The following is a 19,544-nucleotide window of genomic DNA, read 5'->3' on the forward strand; positions in this document are numbered from 1 at the left end:
TTTTTAAAAGTGAAATTCCCCAAGAAGGGGAATTTGTTAAATATTATTTTTTTCTAACCAATGTAACAATAATCTGTTGAATTCATCTGGATGTTCCATCATGGCTGCATGACCGCATTTATCAATCCAAAACAATTCAGAATTGGGTAGTAATTTATTAAACTCCTCAGCTACTTCTGGAGGGGTTACTTTGTCATTTTTTCCCCAAATAATACACGTTGGTGTTTGCATATTCGGTAAGTCTTTTGCCATATTATGACGAATCGCGCTTTTAGCAATGGTTAAAGTCTTTATTAACTTAATTCGGTCATTTACTGTAGCAAATACTTCATCAACTATCTCTTTAGTAGCTACTTTGGGGTCATAGAATACATCCTCACTTTTCTTTTTGATATATTCATAATCACCTCTTTTAGGGTAACTTTCGCCCATGCCACTTTCATATAAACCTGAGCTACCAGTAATTACTAATCCTTTCATTAATTCTGGATACATTTTTGCGTGATAAAGCGCAATATGCCCACCTAAAGAATTACCAAGTAAAATTACTTTGTCATAGCCTTTGTAAATAATAAAATCTTTTACAAATTTTGAAAAAGCTTTTACATTGGTTTTAAGAATGTTTTGTGTGTAAAGAGGTAGTTCTGGTATTACTACTTTATATCCATTCTTTGGAAAAAAATCAGCTACAGCTTCAAAATTACTCAAACCACCCATTAAACCATGTAGCACGATAATTGGGGTGCCTTCACCAGCTTCAAAATAGGTGTATTTCTTTTCTTTCTTTAACATAAAATGAATCTCAAATTTATTTCTGAAATTTTGACAAATATAAGATTTTATATAGGAATTAAAAGCAATTGAAAAAAACTATTTGAAAACCTTTTTTTAAAGATACTGTAGAGGGTTAAGTTTTTAGTTTTCAACACATTTACTAAATAATAGTAGTTTTTTATTGGGGTTTTTGTATTGGCTTATTGTTTTTTTTATCATTTGTCAAGGGTGTTTTGGCTTTATTTCAGTACTAATGAGTTCGTTTTTAGGAATTTCATTTATTCGTACAAGTGTAAAAACTTATTAACAAAGTGGGAGTAAGTGGTAAAAAGTGGTAATTTTTTTTTAAATTTGTCCATATTCTAATTAAAAATGTGCAATTGACGTCATTTATTGGTACATATGAATGCAAGGTAGATGCTAAAGGAAGGTTAATGCTGCCCACGTCTCTGAAGAAACAATTTGGTTCTTTGGAAGCGGGCTTTGTGTTGAAACGTTCTGTTTTTCAGCCTTGTTTGGAATTGTATCCGATGGATGAATGGAATACAATGATGCAGAAAATCAATAAATTAAATCGTTTTGTAAAAAAGAACAATGATTTTATACGTCGTTTTACAGCTGGAGTTAAAATAGTTGAGATTGATGCAAATGGTAGATTGTTGATTCCAAAAGACTTAGTCGTTTTTGCTAAGGTTGAAAAAGATGTTGTATTGTCATCGGCAGTAAATATTATTGAAATTTGGGATAAAGATTTGTATGAAAACGTAATTGAAAATGCAACTGATGATTTTGCAGATTTAGCGGAAGAAGTAATGGGTAATTTAAATGATGATGAGCATGGAATATCATAATCCGGTTTTATTAAAAGAAACGGTTGATGGTTTAAATATAAAGCCTGATGGAGTTTATGTGGATGTGACGTTTGGTGGTGGAGGTCATTCTCGAGAAATTATGTCTCGTTTGGGTGAAAATGGAAAATTAATTGCTTTTGATCAAGATGAAGATGCCTTGCGAAATGCAATTCATGATAATCGCTTTTTGTTGATTAATGAAAATTTTAGAAACATCAAACGTTTTTTACGATTTCATGGTATTAAAAAAGTAGATGGAATATTAGCTGATCTAGGTGTTTCGTCACATCAATTTGATGTTGCAGAAAGAGGGTTTTCCACTCGTTTTGATGCAGAATTAGATATGAGAATGAATCAAAAAGGTGAAATCAGCGCTTATCATGTAGTGAATGAGTATGATGAACAAGATTTGAAGCGCGTTTTTTTGGAATATGGAGAATTGAAAAATGGAGGGGCAATGGCAAATGTAATTGTCTCAGCTAGAAAAGAAAGACAAATAAAAGATTCGGAGCATTTAAAGCAAGTTTTAGCTAAATTTTTACCTGCTCATAAAAGCAATAAGATTTTAGCTCAAATTTACCAAGCTATACGCATTGAAGTCAATCAAGAAATGGAGGTTTTAAAAGAGTTTTTAGAGCAATCACTTGAAATATTAGAAATAGGTGGAAGAATGAGTGTGATTTCCTATCATTCCTTAGAAGACAGACTGGTAAAGCGTTTTTTTAGAAATGGAATGTTTGAAGGAGAGCCTGAAAGGGATTTTTTTGGTAATTATGAGGTTCCCTTTAAAATTATTGAAAAATTGATTGTGCCAAACGCAACCGAAATTGCGAGTAATAATAGGGCAAGAAGTGCCAAGTTAAGGGTGGCAGAAAAAAAATAAAGTAAGATTTGTAATCGTAATAAAGATGAAAAACAGTATTTATAGTTTACTCAAAGCAAAATTTCTTGTAAGTGATGATGCTTTAAAAAACTGGAAATTCATTGTTTTTTTAATTTTTCTAGCCATGATAATGATTGCTAATAATCATCGATATGATGCGAAAAATTATAAGATTACTGAATTAACGAATAAAGTAAAAGAGCTTCGTTCGGAATTTGTAGATAGGCGTTCTGAATTGATGAAATTAAAGATGGAATCTACAGTAGCGAAGAAGATGGAAGTTAGAGGTATTTTTCCAGCTGATGTTCCTCCTACAAAAATTATTGTAAAAACTAAAAAAGAAGATAAAAAGAGTTTTATAGACAAATTAAAAATATGGCAGTAAAAGAGAAAAATAGTAACTACCGTATGTATTTAGTGGCTTTCACCATGTTTGTGATGGCTATTTTAGTTATGATAAAACTCAATAATATTCAATGGTTAGAAGGGGATTACTATCGTAAATTGGCTAAAGAAAGAACGGTTAAGAATTTTGTCATTCCTGCAAATAAAGGAAATGTATATTCTGCTGATGGCAGTTTGCTTGCAACTTCAATTCCTGAATATACCATACGTTTTGATGCGCTTTCTCCTTCTAAAGAAAATTTTCAAGAGAATATTAAAGCTTTAAGTGATTCTTTATCGGCTATGTTTGGTAGGTCCACGGGTTATTATCAAGCAGCATTACAAAAAGCAAGATCAAATCAAAACAGATATTACTTAGTTGCCAGTAAATTAAGTTATACCGACTATATGCGAATTAAAAGCTTTCCTCTTTTCAATAAAGGCCCCTATAAAGGAGGAATTATTGTTGAGCAAAAAACGGTTCGAGAACATCCGATTGGGTTAATTGCTCAAAGAACAATTGGTTATGAGAGAACCGAAAGCGATGGAAAAGGTTTAGAGTTTGCATTTAAAAAATACATTAATGGGAAAAATGGGCATCGAATGATGCAAAAAATTGCAAAAAATCAATGGAAGCCAATTAATGATAATAATGAATTAGAACCACAAGATGGATTTGATATTGTGTCAACCATTGACGTTTATGTGCAAGATATTGCGCATCATGCTTTGTTGAAACAATTAGAATTTTATGAAGCAGATCATGGTTGTGTTGTGGTTATGGAAACAAAAACAGGTGAAATTAAAGCCATCTCTAATTTAGGTAGAGCCAATAATGGATCTTATTATGAAACTCAAAATTATGCCGTAGCAGAATCACACGAACCCGGTTCTACATTTAAATTGTTTGATTTAATAGCCCTTTTAGATGATAAAAAAGTAGATACCAGTAAGATTTATGATACACATGAAGGTGTAGTCGAATATTATAAAAAGAAAGTAAGGGATTCTCATAGAGGAGGTTATGGTAAAATATCTTTAGCTCGAGGCTTTGAAGTTTCTTCTAACACGGTTTTAGTTCAAGCTGTATACGATAATTATAAAGATGATCCGAAACAATTTGTAGATAGGATTAATAGCTATGGTTTAAACAAACCTTTAGGTTTACAATTAATAGGAGAAGGAAAACCTTACGTACCACAACCAGGTGATAAAAAATGGTATGGTACCACTTTACCATGGATGGCTTTCGGATATAATATTTCATTAACCCCTTTACAAACCCTAGCTTTATATAATGCAGTTGCCAATGATGGAGTTATGGTGAAACCCTATTTTGTAAAAGAAATTAAAGAATGGAATAAAACGATAAAGAAATACGATACAGAAATTATCAATCCTAAAATTGCATCAGATGAAACTTTGGAAAAAGTTAGAGCGGTTTTAGAAAATGTGGTAAAGAAAGGAACAGCATCTAAGTTGTATTCTAAAGATTTTTCAATGGCAGGAAAAACAGGAACGGCTCAAGCTAACTATCGCGACAAATCTCAATTGCATTATATCTCTTCTTTTGCGGGCTATTTTCCTGCAAACAATCCGAAGTATTCTTGTATTGTAATCATTCATAAACCCAATGTTTCAGCTGGTTATTTTGGAGCAGACGTGGCGGGACCGGTTTTTAAACGTATTGCTCAAAAAATTTATACCGATTCACCTCCTACCAATCATATACAAGATTTAGAAAAGCAAATTGGGGTAACTGAAAAGGCCTATAATACCTATTATAATCAAGTTGATAAAGCCACTTCATTAATACCGAATCTAAATGGAATGGATGGAATGGATGCAGTTGCATTATTGGAAAATTTAGGAGTACGAGTAACGGTAAGAGGAATTGGTAAAGTAAGTTCTCAATCGGTGAAACCAGGTGAAAAAATTCAAAAAAATCAAACCATAACAATAGAATTGTCATGAAAGTCTTAAAAGACATATTGTATAAAGTAGGTATAGAAGCCGTTAAAGGAGCTACTGATGTTGTTATCCAAAAAATTGAATTCGATTCTAGAAAAATTGAATTGAATGATATTTTTGTGGCAATTCGTGGTGTTGTTTCCGATGGGCATGATTTTATTGAAAAAGCATTAAGCTTAGGTGCGAGTGTTATTATTTGTGAAGAATTCCCAGAAGTTATTGTAAATGGAGTAACTTATATTAAAGTTGCAAATTCAAATGAAGCATTAGCTTTCATGGCTTCAAATTATTATGAAAATCCTTCTTCAAAAATAAAATTGGTTGGAGTCACAGGTACAAATGGGAAAACAACTATTGCTTCTTTATTGTATCAATTGTTTAAAAAAGCAGGTTATAAAGTAGGTTTGCTTTCTACAGTTAAAATTCTTGTGGATGAAACCGAATACAAAGCAACGCATACCACTCCAGATTCATTGAGTATTAATTACTATTTAAATGAAATGGTAGCATTGGGTTGTGAGTTTTGTTTTATGGAAGTCAGTTCGCACGGAATTCATCAAAAGAGAACGGAAGGACTTCAATTTCAAGGTGGCATTTTTACAAATCTGTCACACGATCATTTGGATTACCACAAGACTTTTGCGGAATATAGGGATGTAAAAAAGAAATTTTTTGATGATTTGCCTAAAACGGCTTTTGCCATTTCTAATATAGATGATAAAAATGGAGCAATTATGTTCCAAAATACCAAAGCCAAGAAAATAACCTATGCTTTGAAATCCTATGCTGATTATAAAGCTCAAATTTTAGAGAATCAATTTACGGGCTTATTGATGAAAATTAATACTAATGAAGTTTGGACAAAATTGATAGGTTCTTTTAATGCGTATAATTTATTAGCGATTTATGCCGCGGCTGTTGAATTGGGGATTGAAGAACAAGAAACCTTACGATTGCTTTCTGATTTAGAAAGTGTTTCAGGTCGATTTCAATATATTGTTTCTTCGAGTAAAATAACAGCTATTGTGGATTATGCGCATACACCAGATGCATTGGAAAACGTATTAAAAACTATAGAAGATATTCGTACTAAAAATGAACAATTAATCACTGTTGTAGGTTGTGGAGGTGATAGAGATAAAACGAAAAGACCAATCATGGCCCAAATTGCTTCAGAATTGAGTACTAAAGCCATTTTTACTTCAGACAATCCTAGGACAGAAGATCCAACGATAATCTTAGAAGAAATGGAAAAAGGAGTGGAACCACAGAATTATAAAAAAACACTCTCCATTTTAGATAGAAAGCAAGCCATTAAAACGGCTTGTCAATTAGCGGAAGCAAACGATATTATTCTTATAGCAGGAAAAGGACATGAAACGTATCAAGAAATTAACGGTGTACGACATGATTTTGATGATTTAAAAATTGTAACAACATTGTTGCAAGAATTAGGAAAGTAATTTTTAAAAACAGAATTTAAAAATAAAGATATGTTATATTATATTTTTCAATATTTGGACAAAACATTTGATGTTCCTGGGGCAGGAGTGTTTCAATATATTACTTTCCGATCGGCTTTTGCATTTATTTTGTCTTTACTAATAGCTGCTATTTATGGTAAAAAAATCATCAACTTTTTGAGAAAACAACAAGTAGGTGAAACCGTTCGTGATTTAGGTTTAGCAGGGCAAAGTCAAAAAGCAGGTACGCCTACTATGGGTGGAATCATCATTATTTTAGCGACACTTATCCCGGTGCTTTTGTTGGCAAAATTGGAAAACATCTATATCATTTTATTAATTGTGACCACACTTTGGATGGGAACCATTGGTTTTATTGATGACTATATTAAAGTGTTTAAAAAAGACAAACAAGGTTTAAAAGGAATTTTTAAAGTATTTGGACAAGTAAGTTTAGGATTAATAGTAGGTTGTGTTTTGTATTTGCATCCCAACGTAACCATTCGTAAAGATACGATAGGGGAACGAGTAAAAATTGAAAATATTGATCCAACCAGTTTGCAAGAAAAATCAACAGCTACAACCATACCTTTTTTAAAAAATAATGAATTTGACTACGCAGAGGTGTTGTCTTTTTTAGGCGACGGTTATCAAAATTTGGCTTGGCTTATTTTTATACCTATGGTGGTTATCATCATTACTGCGGTTTCTAATGGAGCTAATTTAACAGATGGAATAGATGGTTTAGCCGCTGGTACTTCCGCTATCTCTGTGCTTACTCTTGGTATTTTTGCGTTTGTTTCTGGAAATATAATTTTTTCAGATTATCTCAATATTATGTATATCCCAAATTCAGGTGAAATGACCATTTATATAGCAGCCTTTGTAGGAGCTCTAGTTGGTTTTCTTTGGTACAATACCTATCCAGCTCAAGTGTTTATGGGAGATACAGGAAGTTTAACCATTGGTGGTATTATAGCTGTTATTGCGATTGCTATTCGTAAAGAATTGATGATTCCCATTTTGTGTGGTATTTTCTTAGCTGAAAATTTATCGGTAATGATACAAGTAAGTTATTTTAAATATACGAAGAAAAAATATGGAGAAGGAAGGCGTGTTTTTTTAATGTCACCTTTGCATCATCATTATCAAAAGAAAGGGTTTCATGAAAGTAAGATTGTGACCCGTTTCTGGATTGTTGGAATTCTTTTAGCTATATTTTCATTGGTTTCATTAAAACTAAGATAGCATGAAGTTAGTTGTTTTAGGAGGAGGAGAAAGCGGAGTAGGAACCGCAATTTTAGGAAAGAAAAAAGGATACGAAGTATTTGTGTCTGATTTTGGAAAAATAAAAGAAAATTACAAAGAAGTTCTTAGCATTAATCAAATACCTTGGGAAGATGAAAAGCATACCGAATCTTTGATTTTAGATGCAGATGTAGTCATGAAAAGTCCAGGAATTCCAGAGAAAGCGCCTATTGTTAAAAAATTATTGGAACGAAATATCCCAGTAATTTCTGAAATAGAGTTTGCTTTTCCGTTTACCAATGCTAAAACCATTGGAATTACAGGAAGTAATGGAAAAACCACCACCACTTTGTTAACCTATCACATTTTAAAACAAGGTGGTTTAAATGTTGGATTAGCAGGAAATATTGGAAAAAGCTTTGCTTGGCAAGTCGCTGAAAATAATCACGATTATTATGTGTTAGAGCTAAGCAGTTTTCAATTGGACGGGATTGTAAATTATAGACCAGATATAGCTGTAATTACCAATTTGAGTCCAGATCATTTAGATCGTTATGCCTATGATTATAATTTGTATATCGCTTCTAAATTTAGAATTACAAAAAATCAAACAGAAAACGATTTTTTAATTGTTGACCATGATGATGTTGAAATCAATAGATGGTTTCAAAATAATAAAACAAAAGCAAAAAAACTCTCTTTTTCAGTGACTAAATCAGTAGAAGAAGGAGGATTTGAAGAAAATAACAATTTGAACAGTAAAATTAATAACGACCTATTTACCATGCCAATCAACGAATTAGCTTTAGAAGGAAAACACAATCTTAAAAATGCCATGGCTGCAACTGCGGTTGCTCAGTTAATGAAAGTAAGAAAACAAACGATAAGAGAAAGTCTAAGTAACTTTCAAGGTGCAGAACATCGTTTGGAGAAAGTGTTGAAAATACAAAATGTACAATACATTAATGATTCCAAAGCAACCAATGTAAACGCTACTTTTTTTGCATTAGATAGTATGACAGGTCCAACGGTTTGGATTGTAGGTGGTGTTGACAAAGGAAATGATTATGATGAATTAATGCCATTGGTTAGAGAAAAAGTAAAAGGTATTATTTGTTTAGGTGTAGATAACCAAAAATTATTTAACGCTTTCAATAATGTGGTAGATGTAATGATTGAAACTACTTCCATGACAGAGGCAGTTAAAATTGCACAGAGAATGGCTGAAAAAGGGGATACCGTATTGTTGTCACCCTGTTGCGCAAGTTTTGATTTATTTGAAAATTACGAAGATAGAGGCCGTCAATTTAAAAACGCAGTACATAATTTATAACAAAAAATGAAAGCATTAGTAGCTAGATTAAGAGGAGATAAAGTAATTTGGGCAATAGTTTTTCTATTGGCTCTCATTTCTTTTTTGCCCGTTTACAGTGCTAGTACTAATTTAGTTTATGTAATTGGTAAAGGATCTACCATGGGGTATTTAGTGAAACATCTTGGACATTTGTTCCTAGGGTTTGCTATTATCTATTTTGTACATAAAGTACCTTATCATTATTTTAGAGCTTTGTCCATTTTTGGAATCCCACTAGTAATTGTTCTTTTACTCTATACTTTGTTTCAAGGTACAACTATTGGTGGTGCAAATGCCAGTAGATGGATTCAAATTCCTTTTGTAGGGGTAAGCTTTCAAACGTCTACTTTAGCTTTTACAGTTTTAATGGTTTATGTAGCGCGTTATTTAGCAAAAGTAAGTGATAAAGAATATACATTTAAAGAGTCGTTTTTAGAATTATGGTTACCCGTATTTGGGGTTTTGGTTTTAATCTTACCAACGAACTTTTCAACTACAGCACTTATTTTTTCTATGGTATGTATGTTAATATTCATTGGTTACTATCCTTTAAAATATTTAGCAACAGTAATAGGTTTAGGGATTGCTGCATTATTATTATTTTTATTATTAGCCAAAGCATTCCCAACTAATAAATTGTTTAGCAGGGTAAATACTTGGGGAAATAGAATTGAACGTTTCTTAGATGATAAACCCAATGAAGATGATTACCAAATTGAAAAAGCAAAAATTGCAATTGCTTCAGGAGGAATTTACGGGTTAGGCCCTGGGAAAAGTGTGCAAAAAAACTTTCTTCCTCAATCTTCTTCCGATTTTATTTTTGCCATTATTGTAGAAGAATACGGTCTACTTGGAGCTGTAGGAATTTTATTCTTGTACTTGTTGCTGTTTTTTAGGTTTATTATAAATGCACAAAAAGCTCCTACATTATTTGGTAAACTATTAATCATTGGCTTAGGGTTTCCAATTGTTTTTCAAGCTTTAATTAATATGGCTGTGGCTGTAGAGTTATTACCAGTAACAGGACAAACCTTGCCGCTTATTAGTAGTGGAGGAACTTCTATATGGATGACCTGCGTGGCTGTGGGTGTCATTTTGAGCGTAACCAAAAAAGAAGCCGAAGTAGCTTTAGATGAAGCGGAAAAAAAGAAAAGAGAAGAAGCTTTACAACGTATTATTGATAGAGAAATAGAATTAGAAGACAATAAACATAAAGAAGAGGAAAATGAAGTGGCTAACCCTTTAGAACCCATTTTGAATCAGTAATATGGAAAAGAAATTGAAATTTATAATCAGTGGTGGTGGAACAGGAGGACATATTTATCCTGCAATTGCTATTGCAAACGAATTAAAATATCGTTTTCATGATGCCGAATTTCTATTTGTGGGAGCCAAAGATAAAATGGAAATGCAAAAAGTACCTCAAGCAGGTTATGATATCAAAGGGCTTTGGATTTCTGGAATCCAAAGAAAAATAAGCCTACAAAACATAATGTTTCCTTTTAAACTAACTTCTAGTTTATGGAAATCATACCGTATCATCAAAAAATTTAAACCAGATGTAGTGATTGGTACTGGTGGTTTTGCAAGTGGGGCCGTTTTGCAAGTGGCTACTATGTTAGGTATACCCACATTAATTCAAGAGCAAAATTCTTTTCCAGGAATTACGAATAAGTTATTGGCAAAAAAAGTCAATACCATTTGTGTGGCTTATGAAGGTTTGGAAAAATTCTTTCCAAAAGAAAAATTAATCATAACAGGAAATCCAGTTCGTCAGGATTTATTAAATAGTGATGATAAAAGATTTGAAGCACTAACCTATTTCGAATTGGACAGTACAAAAAGGACTTTGTTGGTTTTAGGCGGAAGTCTGGGTGCGAGAAGAATTAACCAACTTATCGCTAAAGAAATTGATTTTCTATTGGCTTTGGGAGTTCAAATCATATGGCAGTGCGGAAAATTATATTTTGAAGAATATAACCATTTTAATACAAAAGAAAACGTACATGTTTTTGCTTTTATTGATAAAATGGACTTTGCTTATGCGGCTGCAGATGTCATTATTTCACGTTCTGGTGCTTCTTCGGTATCCGAATTATGCATTGTAGGTAAGCCTACCATTTTTATTCCTTCACCTAATGTGTCTGAGGATCATCAAACTAAGAATGCACAAGCTATTTTGGATAAAAAAGCAGCTATTTTGTTGAAAGAAAAAGATCTGGATATCGATTTTAAGAATATCTTTGCCGACCTTATTTCAAACGATGAAAAACAAGCCAAATTAAGTAAGAAAATATACAAATTGGCCTTGCCAAATGCAACGAATGAAATTGTAGATGAAATAGAAAAATTGCTCTAAAAGAAATAATAAAAAATCAAAACAACAACAAATAAAAAAAATGAATCTTAACCAAATACAAAATATCTACTTCATAGGAATCGGAGGCATCGGAATGAGTGCCCTGGCTCGTTATTTTATGAATATTGGTAAAAATGTAGCAGGTTATGATAAAACAAAAACGCAATTAACTGATGAATTGGAAGCTTTAGGAATGCCGATTCATTTCGAAGATACACTCGAGTTAATTGCTACTCCATTTTTAGATAAAGAAACTACTTTGGTGGTCATCACGCCAGCTGTTCCAAAATCGCATTCACAATGGAATTATTTCCTTGAAAATGGGTTTGAAGTAAAGAAAAGAGCTGCTGTTTTAGGTTTGATAACCAAAGATACTTTCTGTTTTGCAGTAGCAGGAACACATGGGAAAACAACAACGTCAAGTATTTTAGGACATATATTGTTTCAAAGTGGAGTAGATGTAACTGCTTTTTTAGGTGGAATAGTTGAAAATTACAATTCCAATCTTATTGGTGAAGGAAAAACAGTTACCGTTGTGGAAGCAGACGAGTTTGATCGTTCTTTCTTGCATTTGCATCCCAATTTAGCTTGTGTAACTTCCATGGATGCCGATCATTTAGATATTTATGGAGATACCGCTTCTATTGAGGCTTCTTTTGTTGAGTTTGCTCATAAAGTAACTCCTGAAAATTTGTTTGTAGCTAAAGGTTTGCCTTTGGAAGGAAATACCATTGGTATACAAGAAGAAGCTACTTTTACCGCTCAAAATATTCGCATAGAAAATGGTTTTTATGTTTTTGATGTAAAAACGATTAATGAATTGATTACCAATGTTAAATTTGGTTTACCAGGACACCATAATTTATCCAATGCTTTAATTGCATTAGGTATGGCTAAAAGTTATGGGATTGAAAATAAAAAAATAATAGACGCTTTAGCCTCATTTAAAGGAGTAAGAAGGCGTTTTTCTTTTCAGATACGTACCGAGAAATTGGTTTATATCGATGATTATGCGCATCATCCTACAGAGATAAATGCAGTGCATCAAGCGGTTAGAGAGTTGTATCCCAATAAAAAAATTGTAGCGGCTTTTCAACCTCATTTGTTTTCAAGAACGAAAGATTTTATTGATGGATTTGCAGAAAGTTTGTCTCAATTTGATGAGATCATTTTGTTGGATATTTATCCGGCAAGAGAATTGCCTATTGAAGGGGTAACTTCAGCTTGGTTGTTAGATAAAATTACCAATGAAAAAAAGACTTTGATTGCTAAAGAAGATTTGGTAGGACATTTAAAAAATACTGAGGCGGATGTCTATGTTACCATTGGTGCAGGAGATATTGGGGAATTAGTTAAGGACATAAAAAAAGCATTGTATGAAAAGTATTAATTGGCAAAATATACGCTTAATTTTAATACTCATCGTAATGGTGTTTTTATATTCTTTTTCATCATATAGAAATGAGAAAAGAAAGCTAAAAAGTGTTACTATTTCTTTTTATGGAGGAGAAGAAAATTTGTTCATAACTCACGAAATGGTTAATAACTTGTTGAAACAAAATTTAGGAGGCTCGTTAACTATTAAAAAAGAAGAAGTAGATTTGAAGTCTTTAGAAACTGCTCTTAATAATCACAAGATGATTGAAAAATGTGAAATTTTTTCAACAATAGATGGTTCTCTAAATGCTAATATAACACAAAAGACCCCAATTGTACGATATGTGTCAGGTAATACAATGTATTATCTTGACAATAAAGGTGTTGAAATACCTTTGTCTGAAAACTTTTCTGCGAGAGTTCCTATTCTTATGGGCACTTTTAATGAAAAAGAGAAAGATAATTATGTCTTGTTGTGTAACGAAATTTACAAAGATGATTTCTTGAAAAAGAACATCACCGGTATAAAAGTATTGCCTTCGGGTAGCGTTATTTTGACCAGCAGAAATTATAATTATAAAATAATTTTTGGTAAACCAGTTTATGTTGAAAAGAAATTAAAGAATTACAAAGCTTTTTTTCAGCATGCGGTTAAAGATACATTGATTAAGAATTATAAAGAAGTAAACGTAATGTTTACCGAACAAGTAGTTTGTAAGAAATAGAAGTGAATTATGAACAAAGATAATATTGCAGTTGGATTAGATATCGGAACTACAAAAATTGTAGTGATGATTGGTAAGAAAAATGAATACGGGAAACTGGAAATTCTAGGTGTTGGAAAATCCAAAAGTTTAGGTGTTCATAGGGGTGTTGTAAACAATATTACGCAAACAATTCAATCCATTCAACAAGCTATTTTAGAAGCAGAAAGCGATTCAGGATATAAAATAAACGATGTGGTTGTAGGTATTGCCGGGCAGCACATTCGTAGTATTCAACACAGCGATTACATCAGTAGACCTAATGCCGAAGAAGTAATCAATGATGTAGATATTGATGCTTTAATTGGACAAGTACACAAATTAGCCATGTTACCTGGAGAAGAAATTATCCATGTTTTGCCACAAGAATTTAAAGTGGACGGACAAGGAGAAATTAAAGAACCCATTGGAATGTATGGAGGTCGATTGGAATCGAGTTTTCATGTAGTGGTTGGACAAGCAGCATCTATTCGCAATTTAGGACGTTGTGTGAAAAGTGCAGGATTGGAATTGTCTGGGCTTACGTTAGAACCGTTGGCTTCTGCCGATGCGGTTTTAAGTCAGGAAGAAAAAGAAGCAGGTGTAGCTTTAATTGATATCGGTGGTGGAACTACCGATTTAGCCATTTTTAAAGATGGGATTATTCGTCATACAGCGGTTATTCCTTTTGGAGGAAATGTCATTACAGAAGATATTAAAGAAGGCTGTTCGATTATTGAAAAACAAGCAGAGTTACTAAAAGTTCGTTTTGGTTCAGCTTGGCCAGGAGAAAATAAAGACAATGAAATTGTTTCTATTCCTGGATTAAGAGGAAGAGAGCCGAAGGAAATTTCGTTAAAAAATTTGTCCAAAATTATTCATGCTCGCGTAGTGGAAATCATTGAGCAAGTGTATGCGGAAATCAAATTATATGGACATGAAGATCCCAAACGAAAACTAATTGCAGGTATTGTTTTAACAGGAGGTGGTTCTCAGTTGCAACATATCAAACAATTGGTGGAATACATAACTGGAATGGATACGCGCATTGGATATCCAAACGAGCACTTAGCAGGTAATTCAGATGAAGAATTATCGAGTCCGTTATATGCTACAGCGGTAGGTTTGGTAATGAATAGTATTCGTAACAATACAAAAAGTGCGACACCTTTAGTTGAAATGAAAAAAGAAGAGCCTGTTTTCGAGCCAAAAAATGTGGCAGAAACAATCGAAGAACAGGAAGAAGAAAAAGAAGTAGAAAAAATAGAAACAACAGAAAGCAAAATCAAAAAATCATTTTTTGACAAGTATATAGAAAAAATTAAAGAGTTTTTAGATAACGCAGAATAAAAAGTACAACTATGGAAGATTTTAAAAGCATATCATTCGATTTACCGAAAAACCAATCCAACGTTATCAAAGTTATTGGAGTAGGAGGAGGTGGTAGTAATGCCATCAACCACATGTTTAAGCAAGGAATAAAAGGAGTAGATTTTATTGTTTGTAATACCGATTCACAAGCACTTGAAAATAGTGCGGTGCCAAATAAAATTCAGTTGGGTGTAAGTTTGACTGAAGGTCTTGGTGCTGGTGCAAATCCAGAAGTTGGGCAACAATCTGCCTTAGAAAGTATTATGGACATTGAAAAAATGTTGGATACCAATACAAAAATGCTTTTTATAACTGCCGGAATGGGTGGTGGTACAGGTACTGGTGCTGCTCCTGTAATTGCTCAGTTAGCGAAAGAAAGAGACATTTTAACAGTCGGAATCGTAACAATCCCTTTCCAATTTGAAGGAAAAGTGCGTTCGGAACAAGCGATGTTAGGTGTGGAAAGACTGCGCAAACAAGTGGACTCTTTAATCGTAATTAACAATAATAAATTAAGAGAAGTATATGGGAACTTAGGTTTTAAAGCTGGGTTTTCAAAAGCGGATGAAGTATTAGCAACTGCTGCTAGAGGTATTGCAGAAGTTATTACGCATCACTATACTCAAAATATCGATTTAAAAGATGCTAAAACCGTATTAGCAGATAGTGGTACGGCAATCATGGGTTCTGCAACAGCTTCTGGAGAAGATAGAGCTAAAGAAGCGATTATGAGCGCATTAGATTCACCATTATTGAATGATAACAAAATTACCGGTGCTAAAAATGTATTGTTATTAATTGTTTCAGGTACTTCTGAAATTACCATTGATGAAATTGGTGAAATCAACGATTACATTCAAGCGGAAGCTGGTTTCAATGCCAACATTATTATGGGTGTGGGTGAAGATGAAACTTTAGGTGATGCTGTGGCGGTAACGATTATTGCAACGGGCTTTAATATTGAACAACAAGCTGAAATTGTAAATTCTGAACCTAAAAAAATAATTCACTCTTTAGAAGACGATCAAAAAATTGTACACGACTTAACCAACAAAACCATTGCAAATATGGTGGTTAATGATCCTGTTTTTGAAACAACAGCTCCTAAAGAAGAAAAGAAACCTGTAGCGGAAACTAAAGTGGAAGATAAAGTGATCTTCAATTTAGATGAGGAAGTGGAAGAAAAAGAAATTCAGTTTGAAATTCAGGAGGTTACTCCAACCATGGATTTAGTACCTACTTCGGAATGGATTAAAAACTTAGATGTTACTTTTGAAATTGTAGCTGCTAAAGAAGAAATGGTGGATCCTGTTTTTGAAATCATAACTCCAAAAATTAAAAATATGGAGGTAGTGGATCCTGAATTTGTAGTAAAAGAAGATAAATTCTCTTTTTCGTTAGATTTATTTGCGAATGAAACCATAGAAGAAGAGCCTAAGAAGAAATTCCAGTTAACGGAAGAAACCAAACAAATGGAAGTTAAAGATCCCATTAATGTGGTGCCCGTAACGGAAGTAAATAAAGAAGGCGTTATCAAATATTCATTAGAGGATTATTTACAAAAAGAAGACGAATTATTGTCTTCTAAACCAGTAGCGGAAGTAAAAGAACCAATCGATGAAGAATTGAATTTTGCAGTTAAAAAGACGGAGCCAGAAGTTAAAAAAACACCTGTTTTTGAAACCGAATCTCCTTTCGAAATGACGATTGAAGAAACGCTAAAAGCACGTTCTGAAGAACGCAAACGTAAAATGAAAGAGTTTAATTATAAGTTCAACAATAGTGCAACTTATATCGATGAAATCGAAAAAGAGCCAGCATATAAAAGAATGGGAATTGATGTAACCTCTGCACCTACCGATTCTAATGCAAAATCAAGAATGTCACTAGGGACAGATAGCAATGACGATTTACAATTGCGATCTAACAATTCATTCTTGCATGATAACGTAGATTAAATCTGCTTATAACTAACCTAACCTTAGTCCCGAGAAGTAACATTTTCGGGATTTTTTTTACTATTTTTGCAACAGATTTTACAAAAAACAGCTTTAGCATAGGTTTCACATCGAGCGCAGTCGAGATGCCTTAAAAAAAATAAAATAAAAATAACATCCAACATATAATAAAAAGCATATGAGTTTAGAAGCAAAAATTATGGATCAAATGAAAGAGGCCATGAAAGCAAAAGATACAGTTGCCTTAGAAGCATTAAGAGCGATTAAAGCAGCTATTATATTAGCCAAAACAGAAGCAGGTGCATCAGATGGTTTATCTGAAGCGGATGAAATTAAATTATTACAGCGTTTAGTAAAAATGCGTAAAGACAGTGCTGAAATTTATACCAATCAAGGTCGTGCAGATTTAGCAGAACCAGAATTGGCACAAATTGCAGTAATTGAGAAGTTTTTACCTGCTCAGTTATCAGAAGCTGAAATTGAAGCGATTGTTTCAAAAATTATTGCTGAAACAGGAGCTAATGGAATTGCTGCTATGGGGAAAGTAATGGGCTTAGCGTCTGCACAAATTGGAGGACAAGCGGAAGGAAAAGTAATTTCTGGAATTGTAAAGAAATTATTAGTATAATTCTTTTACTTTCAAATGATATATAAAGGTATAACGTACTGTTTTAAATGGTATTTTATACCTTTTTTACTTTTAAACAAGCATAATCTATTTTATTTTTATGCTAATTTTTCGTCAGTTCAAGTGTTTTTCGTTAGAAAAATATATCGAGAACAAGAAAAATGACTATTAAAGCAGTTCTCGATATTTTTTTGTTCCATTTACTTCACAAAAATACTCGAACTGACGTTTTAATAAAAAAACGAAACTCTTTTAAAAAATAATTTTCAAAGTAGTACCTTCATTAAGAATACTATCTATAAAAATAGTTCCTTCAATCATTTTGGTACGCGATAAAATATTTTTTAAACCAATGCCTGTTGGTTGGGATTTATGCTCCAAATCACTACTTAAATGAAATTGGGCCAACTCTTTAGAACCTATTCCATTATCTTGTATAAATAGGATATAATTTTTTTTCTCTTTGCCTAAACGAATCGTTACTTTGCTGGCTTTGGCATGTTTTAAAATGTTAGAAAGTGCTTCTTGAACAATACGATAAATAGAAATGGCAATGTTTTCTTCAATCGTATTTGGAAAATCATGTTGGAAATCGAAATGAATGTTGCTATGGTCTTCCAGTTTTTGAATCATTTCTTGAAGGGCTGGAACCAATCCTTTTTTAATCAAAACACTAGGCATCATGTTGTGTGAAATACTTCTAATTTCTTCATAAGTTTCATCAATAATATGCGTGAGTTTTTTATTGGAGGGGTCTTCTAAGTCCAAGCTATTGGAACAAATCATTTTAATAGCGCATATATTTTGGCCCAAACCATCGTGTAAATCTTTAGCAATGCGAATGCGTTCTTTCTCCTGTGCATCAATCACCGATTGAAAGCGTAAATTTTCTGCCTTAATGAGAATTTTTTTGGTTTTAAACCGATACCAAACCAATAACGATAAAATGGAGAATAAGAAGAGTATCGAAAAGTAAAACAAAATGAATTTCCGTTTTAAATCACTTTTGTAAATTAAATTTTCTTTCTCATGATTTTCTTTAATTAACGCATTTATTTTCTTCTCTTTTTCGATGCTTTCATACAAAGAAGTGTATTTGATTAAATAGCGTTGGGCTTCTTTTTTATCAATTTCTTCTTTCAAATTCAAATAGAGTCTAAGGTTTTTGAGCGCCAAATCATAATCACCTAATTTTTCATAAATACTTGCTTTAAAAAAAAGATACTCACTTTGTTCTTTCAAATTATTTTCAAAAGGATAATCACGCGTTAACGCTAAATATTTCAAGGCATTTTCTTTGTTATTCAAAAGCGCATACAATTCGGCTCCTAATTTATTTATACGCCAAGTTTTATAATTATGAAAGGAAGACGTATCCTTAACCACAGCATCATCAGCTTTCTTGAAAAATAGTGTTGCAGAATCGTACTTTTTCAAATGAATGTACACATTGGCTTGTTCTTCTAAAAAATAAGAATGCGAATTCTGAAATCCATTGGCACTTAAATGGGCTCCTTTTTTAGCATATTTTAAAACATTTTTATAATCATTGACTGCTTTGTAATAATCAATTAAGGAAGAGAACGCATTAATCATTTGGGTGCTGTCTTTCGATTGCACACTTCGTGCATAGCAAGTGGAAGCAATTGCTAAGGCAGAATCATATTTTTTGAGATTCAAATACATTTTAAACACCAACAAATCCAAATTGTACAGTAAGTTAGTGTCTTTAGTTTTACTAAAATTGTCTTTTGCTAATTCGTAGTATTTGGTTGCAGAAGGCACATCATATTCCACCATACCAATGTAACACAATTGCTTAAACAGTTTTCCGTTGATTTCGTGATTTGTACCATTTTTAATTTTGGGGACACTTGCTAAGAGGATTCTTTTGGCCTCCTCATTATAACTATGATGCAAATACGACAAACTCAATTTATACGCAATATCCAATTGGGTATTGAGATCAAAGGATAGCGCTTGCTTTTGAATGGCAGCTGTTTTTTCATTGGCAAAACCCATTTGGTTCTCTTGGATATAATGACGAAGCGTGTCTATTTGTTGGTATAAACTTGTTTTATCTATTTGTTTTTGGGTTAACCCAACAGAAGAAAATAAGAGTAGTGCCCAAAGCAATATTTTTTTCATGCCATCGTAATTGAAAAGATAGAATAAGTTTC

General features: G+C 32.7%; 16 protein-coding genes. 14 read left to right on the forward strand and 2 right to left on the reverse strand.

The window, feature by feature from the left end; all coding sequences use genetic code 11:
• Nucleotides 1–36 precede the first annotated feature (36 nt).
• Complete coding sequence (locus NHF47_RS05715) at nt 37–792, reverse strand: alpha/beta fold hydrolase (protein ID WP_252764025.1); 756 nt, start codon at nt 790–792, stop codon at nt 37–39.
• Between the two features lie 362 nt (nt 793–1,154).
• On the opposite strand from NHF47_RS05715, the gene mraZ reads away from it, so the two are divergent.
• The 14 genes from mraZ to NHF47_RS05785 all read left to right on the forward strand — a co-directional run bounded on the left by mraZ (nt 1,155) and on the right by NHF47_RS05785 (nt 17,364).
• Entirely contained in the window at nt 1,155–1,625 is a 471-nt protein-coding gene (gene mraZ / locus NHF47_RS05720; RefSeq protein ID WP_252764026.1) for a division/cell wall cluster transcriptional repressor MraZ, read from the forward strand.
• Nucleotides 1,600–2,508 carry a 16S rRNA (cytosine(1402)-N(4))-methyltransferase RsmH gene (rsmH, locus tag NHF47_RS05725; protein WP_252764027.1) on the forward strand — a complete coding sequence of 303 codons (909 nt, stop codon included), beginning with the start codon at nt 1,600–1,602 and terminating at the stop codon, nt 2,506–2,508. Before mraZ ends, rsmH begins: the two co-directional genes overlap by 26 nt.
• A 25-nt stretch (nt 2,509–2,533) precedes the next feature.
• Entirely contained in the window at nt 2,534–2,893 is a 360-nt protein-coding gene (locus tag NHF47_RS05730; protein WP_252764028.1) for an FtsL-like putative cell division protein, read from the forward strand.
• Complete coding sequence (locus tag NHF47_RS05735; RefSeq protein WP_252764029.1) at nt 2,884–4,866, forward strand: penicillin-binding protein; 1,983 nt, start codon at nt 2,884–2,886, stop codon at nt 4,864–4,866. Before NHF47_RS05730 ends, NHF47_RS05735 begins: the two co-directional genes overlap by 10 nt.
• The gene (locus NHF47_RS05740; RefSeq protein ID WP_252764030.1) at nt 4,863–6,326 is read left to right on the forward strand and encodes a UDP-N-acetylmuramoyl-L-alanyl-D-glutamate--2,6-diaminopimelate ligase; all 1,464 of its coding nucleotides are present in this window, start codon (nt 4,863–4,865) and stop codon (nt 6,324–6,326) included. Before NHF47_RS05735 ends, NHF47_RS05740 begins: the two co-directional genes overlap by 4 nt.
• A gap of 30 nt (nt 6,327–6,356) precedes the next feature.
• Entirely contained in the window at nt 6,357–7,574 is a 1,218-nt protein-coding gene (gene mraY, locus NHF47_RS05745; protein WP_252764031.1) for a phospho-N-acetylmuramoyl-pentapeptide-transferase, read from the forward strand.
• Nucleotide 7,575: 1 nt separating this feature from the next.
• A complete protein-coding gene (gene murD, locus NHF47_RS05750; protein WP_252764032.1) occupies nt 7,576–8,907 on the forward strand; it encodes a UDP-N-acetylmuramoyl-L-alanine--D-glutamate ligase in 1,332 nt (443 codons plus the stop codon).
• 6 nt (nt 8,908–8,913) lie between these two features.
• On the forward strand, nt 8,914–10,194 hold the full coding sequence (locus NHF47_RS05755) for an FtsW/RodA/SpoVE family cell cycle protein (RefSeq protein WP_252764033.1): 1,281 nt from the start codon (nt 8,914–8,916) through the stop codon (nt 10,192–10,194).
• A gap of 1 nt (nt 10,195) precedes the next feature.
• Nucleotides 10,196–11,287, forward strand: coding sequence for an undecaprenyldiphospho-muramoylpentapeptide beta-N-acetylglucosaminyltransferase (gene murG, locus NHF47_RS05760; RefSeq protein WP_252764034.1), 1,092 nt, complete (start codon nt 10,196–10,198; stop codon nt 11,285–11,287).
• A gap of 40 nt (nt 11,288–11,327) precedes the next feature.
• The gene (murC, locus tag NHF47_RS05765; RefSeq protein ID WP_252764035.1) at nt 11,328–12,677 is read left to right on the forward strand and encodes a UDP-N-acetylmuramate--L-alanine ligase; all 1,350 of its coding nucleotides are present in this window, start codon (nt 11,328–11,330) and stop codon (nt 12,675–12,677) included.
• On the forward strand, nt 12,664–13,389 hold the full coding sequence (locus tag NHF47_RS05770; RefSeq protein WP_252764036.1) for a cell division protein FtsQ/DivIB: 726 nt from the start codon (nt 12,664–12,666) through the stop codon (nt 13,387–13,389). The genes murC and NHF47_RS05770 overlap by 14 nt, the downstream gene beginning before the upstream one ends.
• 9 nt (nt 13,390–13,398) lie before the next feature.
• The gene (gene ftsA, locus NHF47_RS05775; protein ID WP_140997060.1) at nt 13,399–14,757 is read left to right on the forward strand and encodes a cell division protein FtsA; all 1,359 of its coding nucleotides are present in this window, start codon (nt 13,399–13,401) and stop codon (nt 14,755–14,757) included.
• An 11-nt stretch (nt 14,758–14,768) separates the two neighbouring features.
• Nucleotides 14,769–16,736, forward strand: a complete 1,968-nt coding sequence (ftsZ, locus tag NHF47_RS05780; RefSeq protein WP_252764037.1) for a cell division protein FtsZ — start codon at nt 14,769–14,771, stop codon at nt 16,734–16,736.
• A 178-nt stretch (nt 16,737–16,914) separates the two neighbouring features.
• Nucleotides 16,915–17,364, forward strand: a complete 450-nt coding sequence (locus tag NHF47_RS05785) for a GatB/YqeY domain-containing protein (protein ID WP_252764038.1) — start codon at nt 16,915–16,917, stop codon at nt 17,362–17,364.
• Nucleotides 17,365–17,616: 252 nt separating this feature from the next.
• Here the strand turns inward: NHF47_RS05785 and NHF47_RS05790 are convergent, their stop codons facing one another.
• A complete protein-coding gene (locus tag NHF47_RS05790) occupies nt 17,617–19,512 on the reverse strand; it encodes a sensor histidine kinase (protein ID WP_252764039.1) in 1,896 nt (631 codons plus the stop codon).
• Nucleotides 19,513–19,544 lie beyond the last annotated feature (32 nt).

The organism is Flavobacterium sp. NRK F7 (genome assembly GCF_024054195.1).
Lineage (GTDB): Bacteria > Bacteroidota > Bacteroidia > Flavobacteriales > Flavobacteriaceae > Flavobacterium.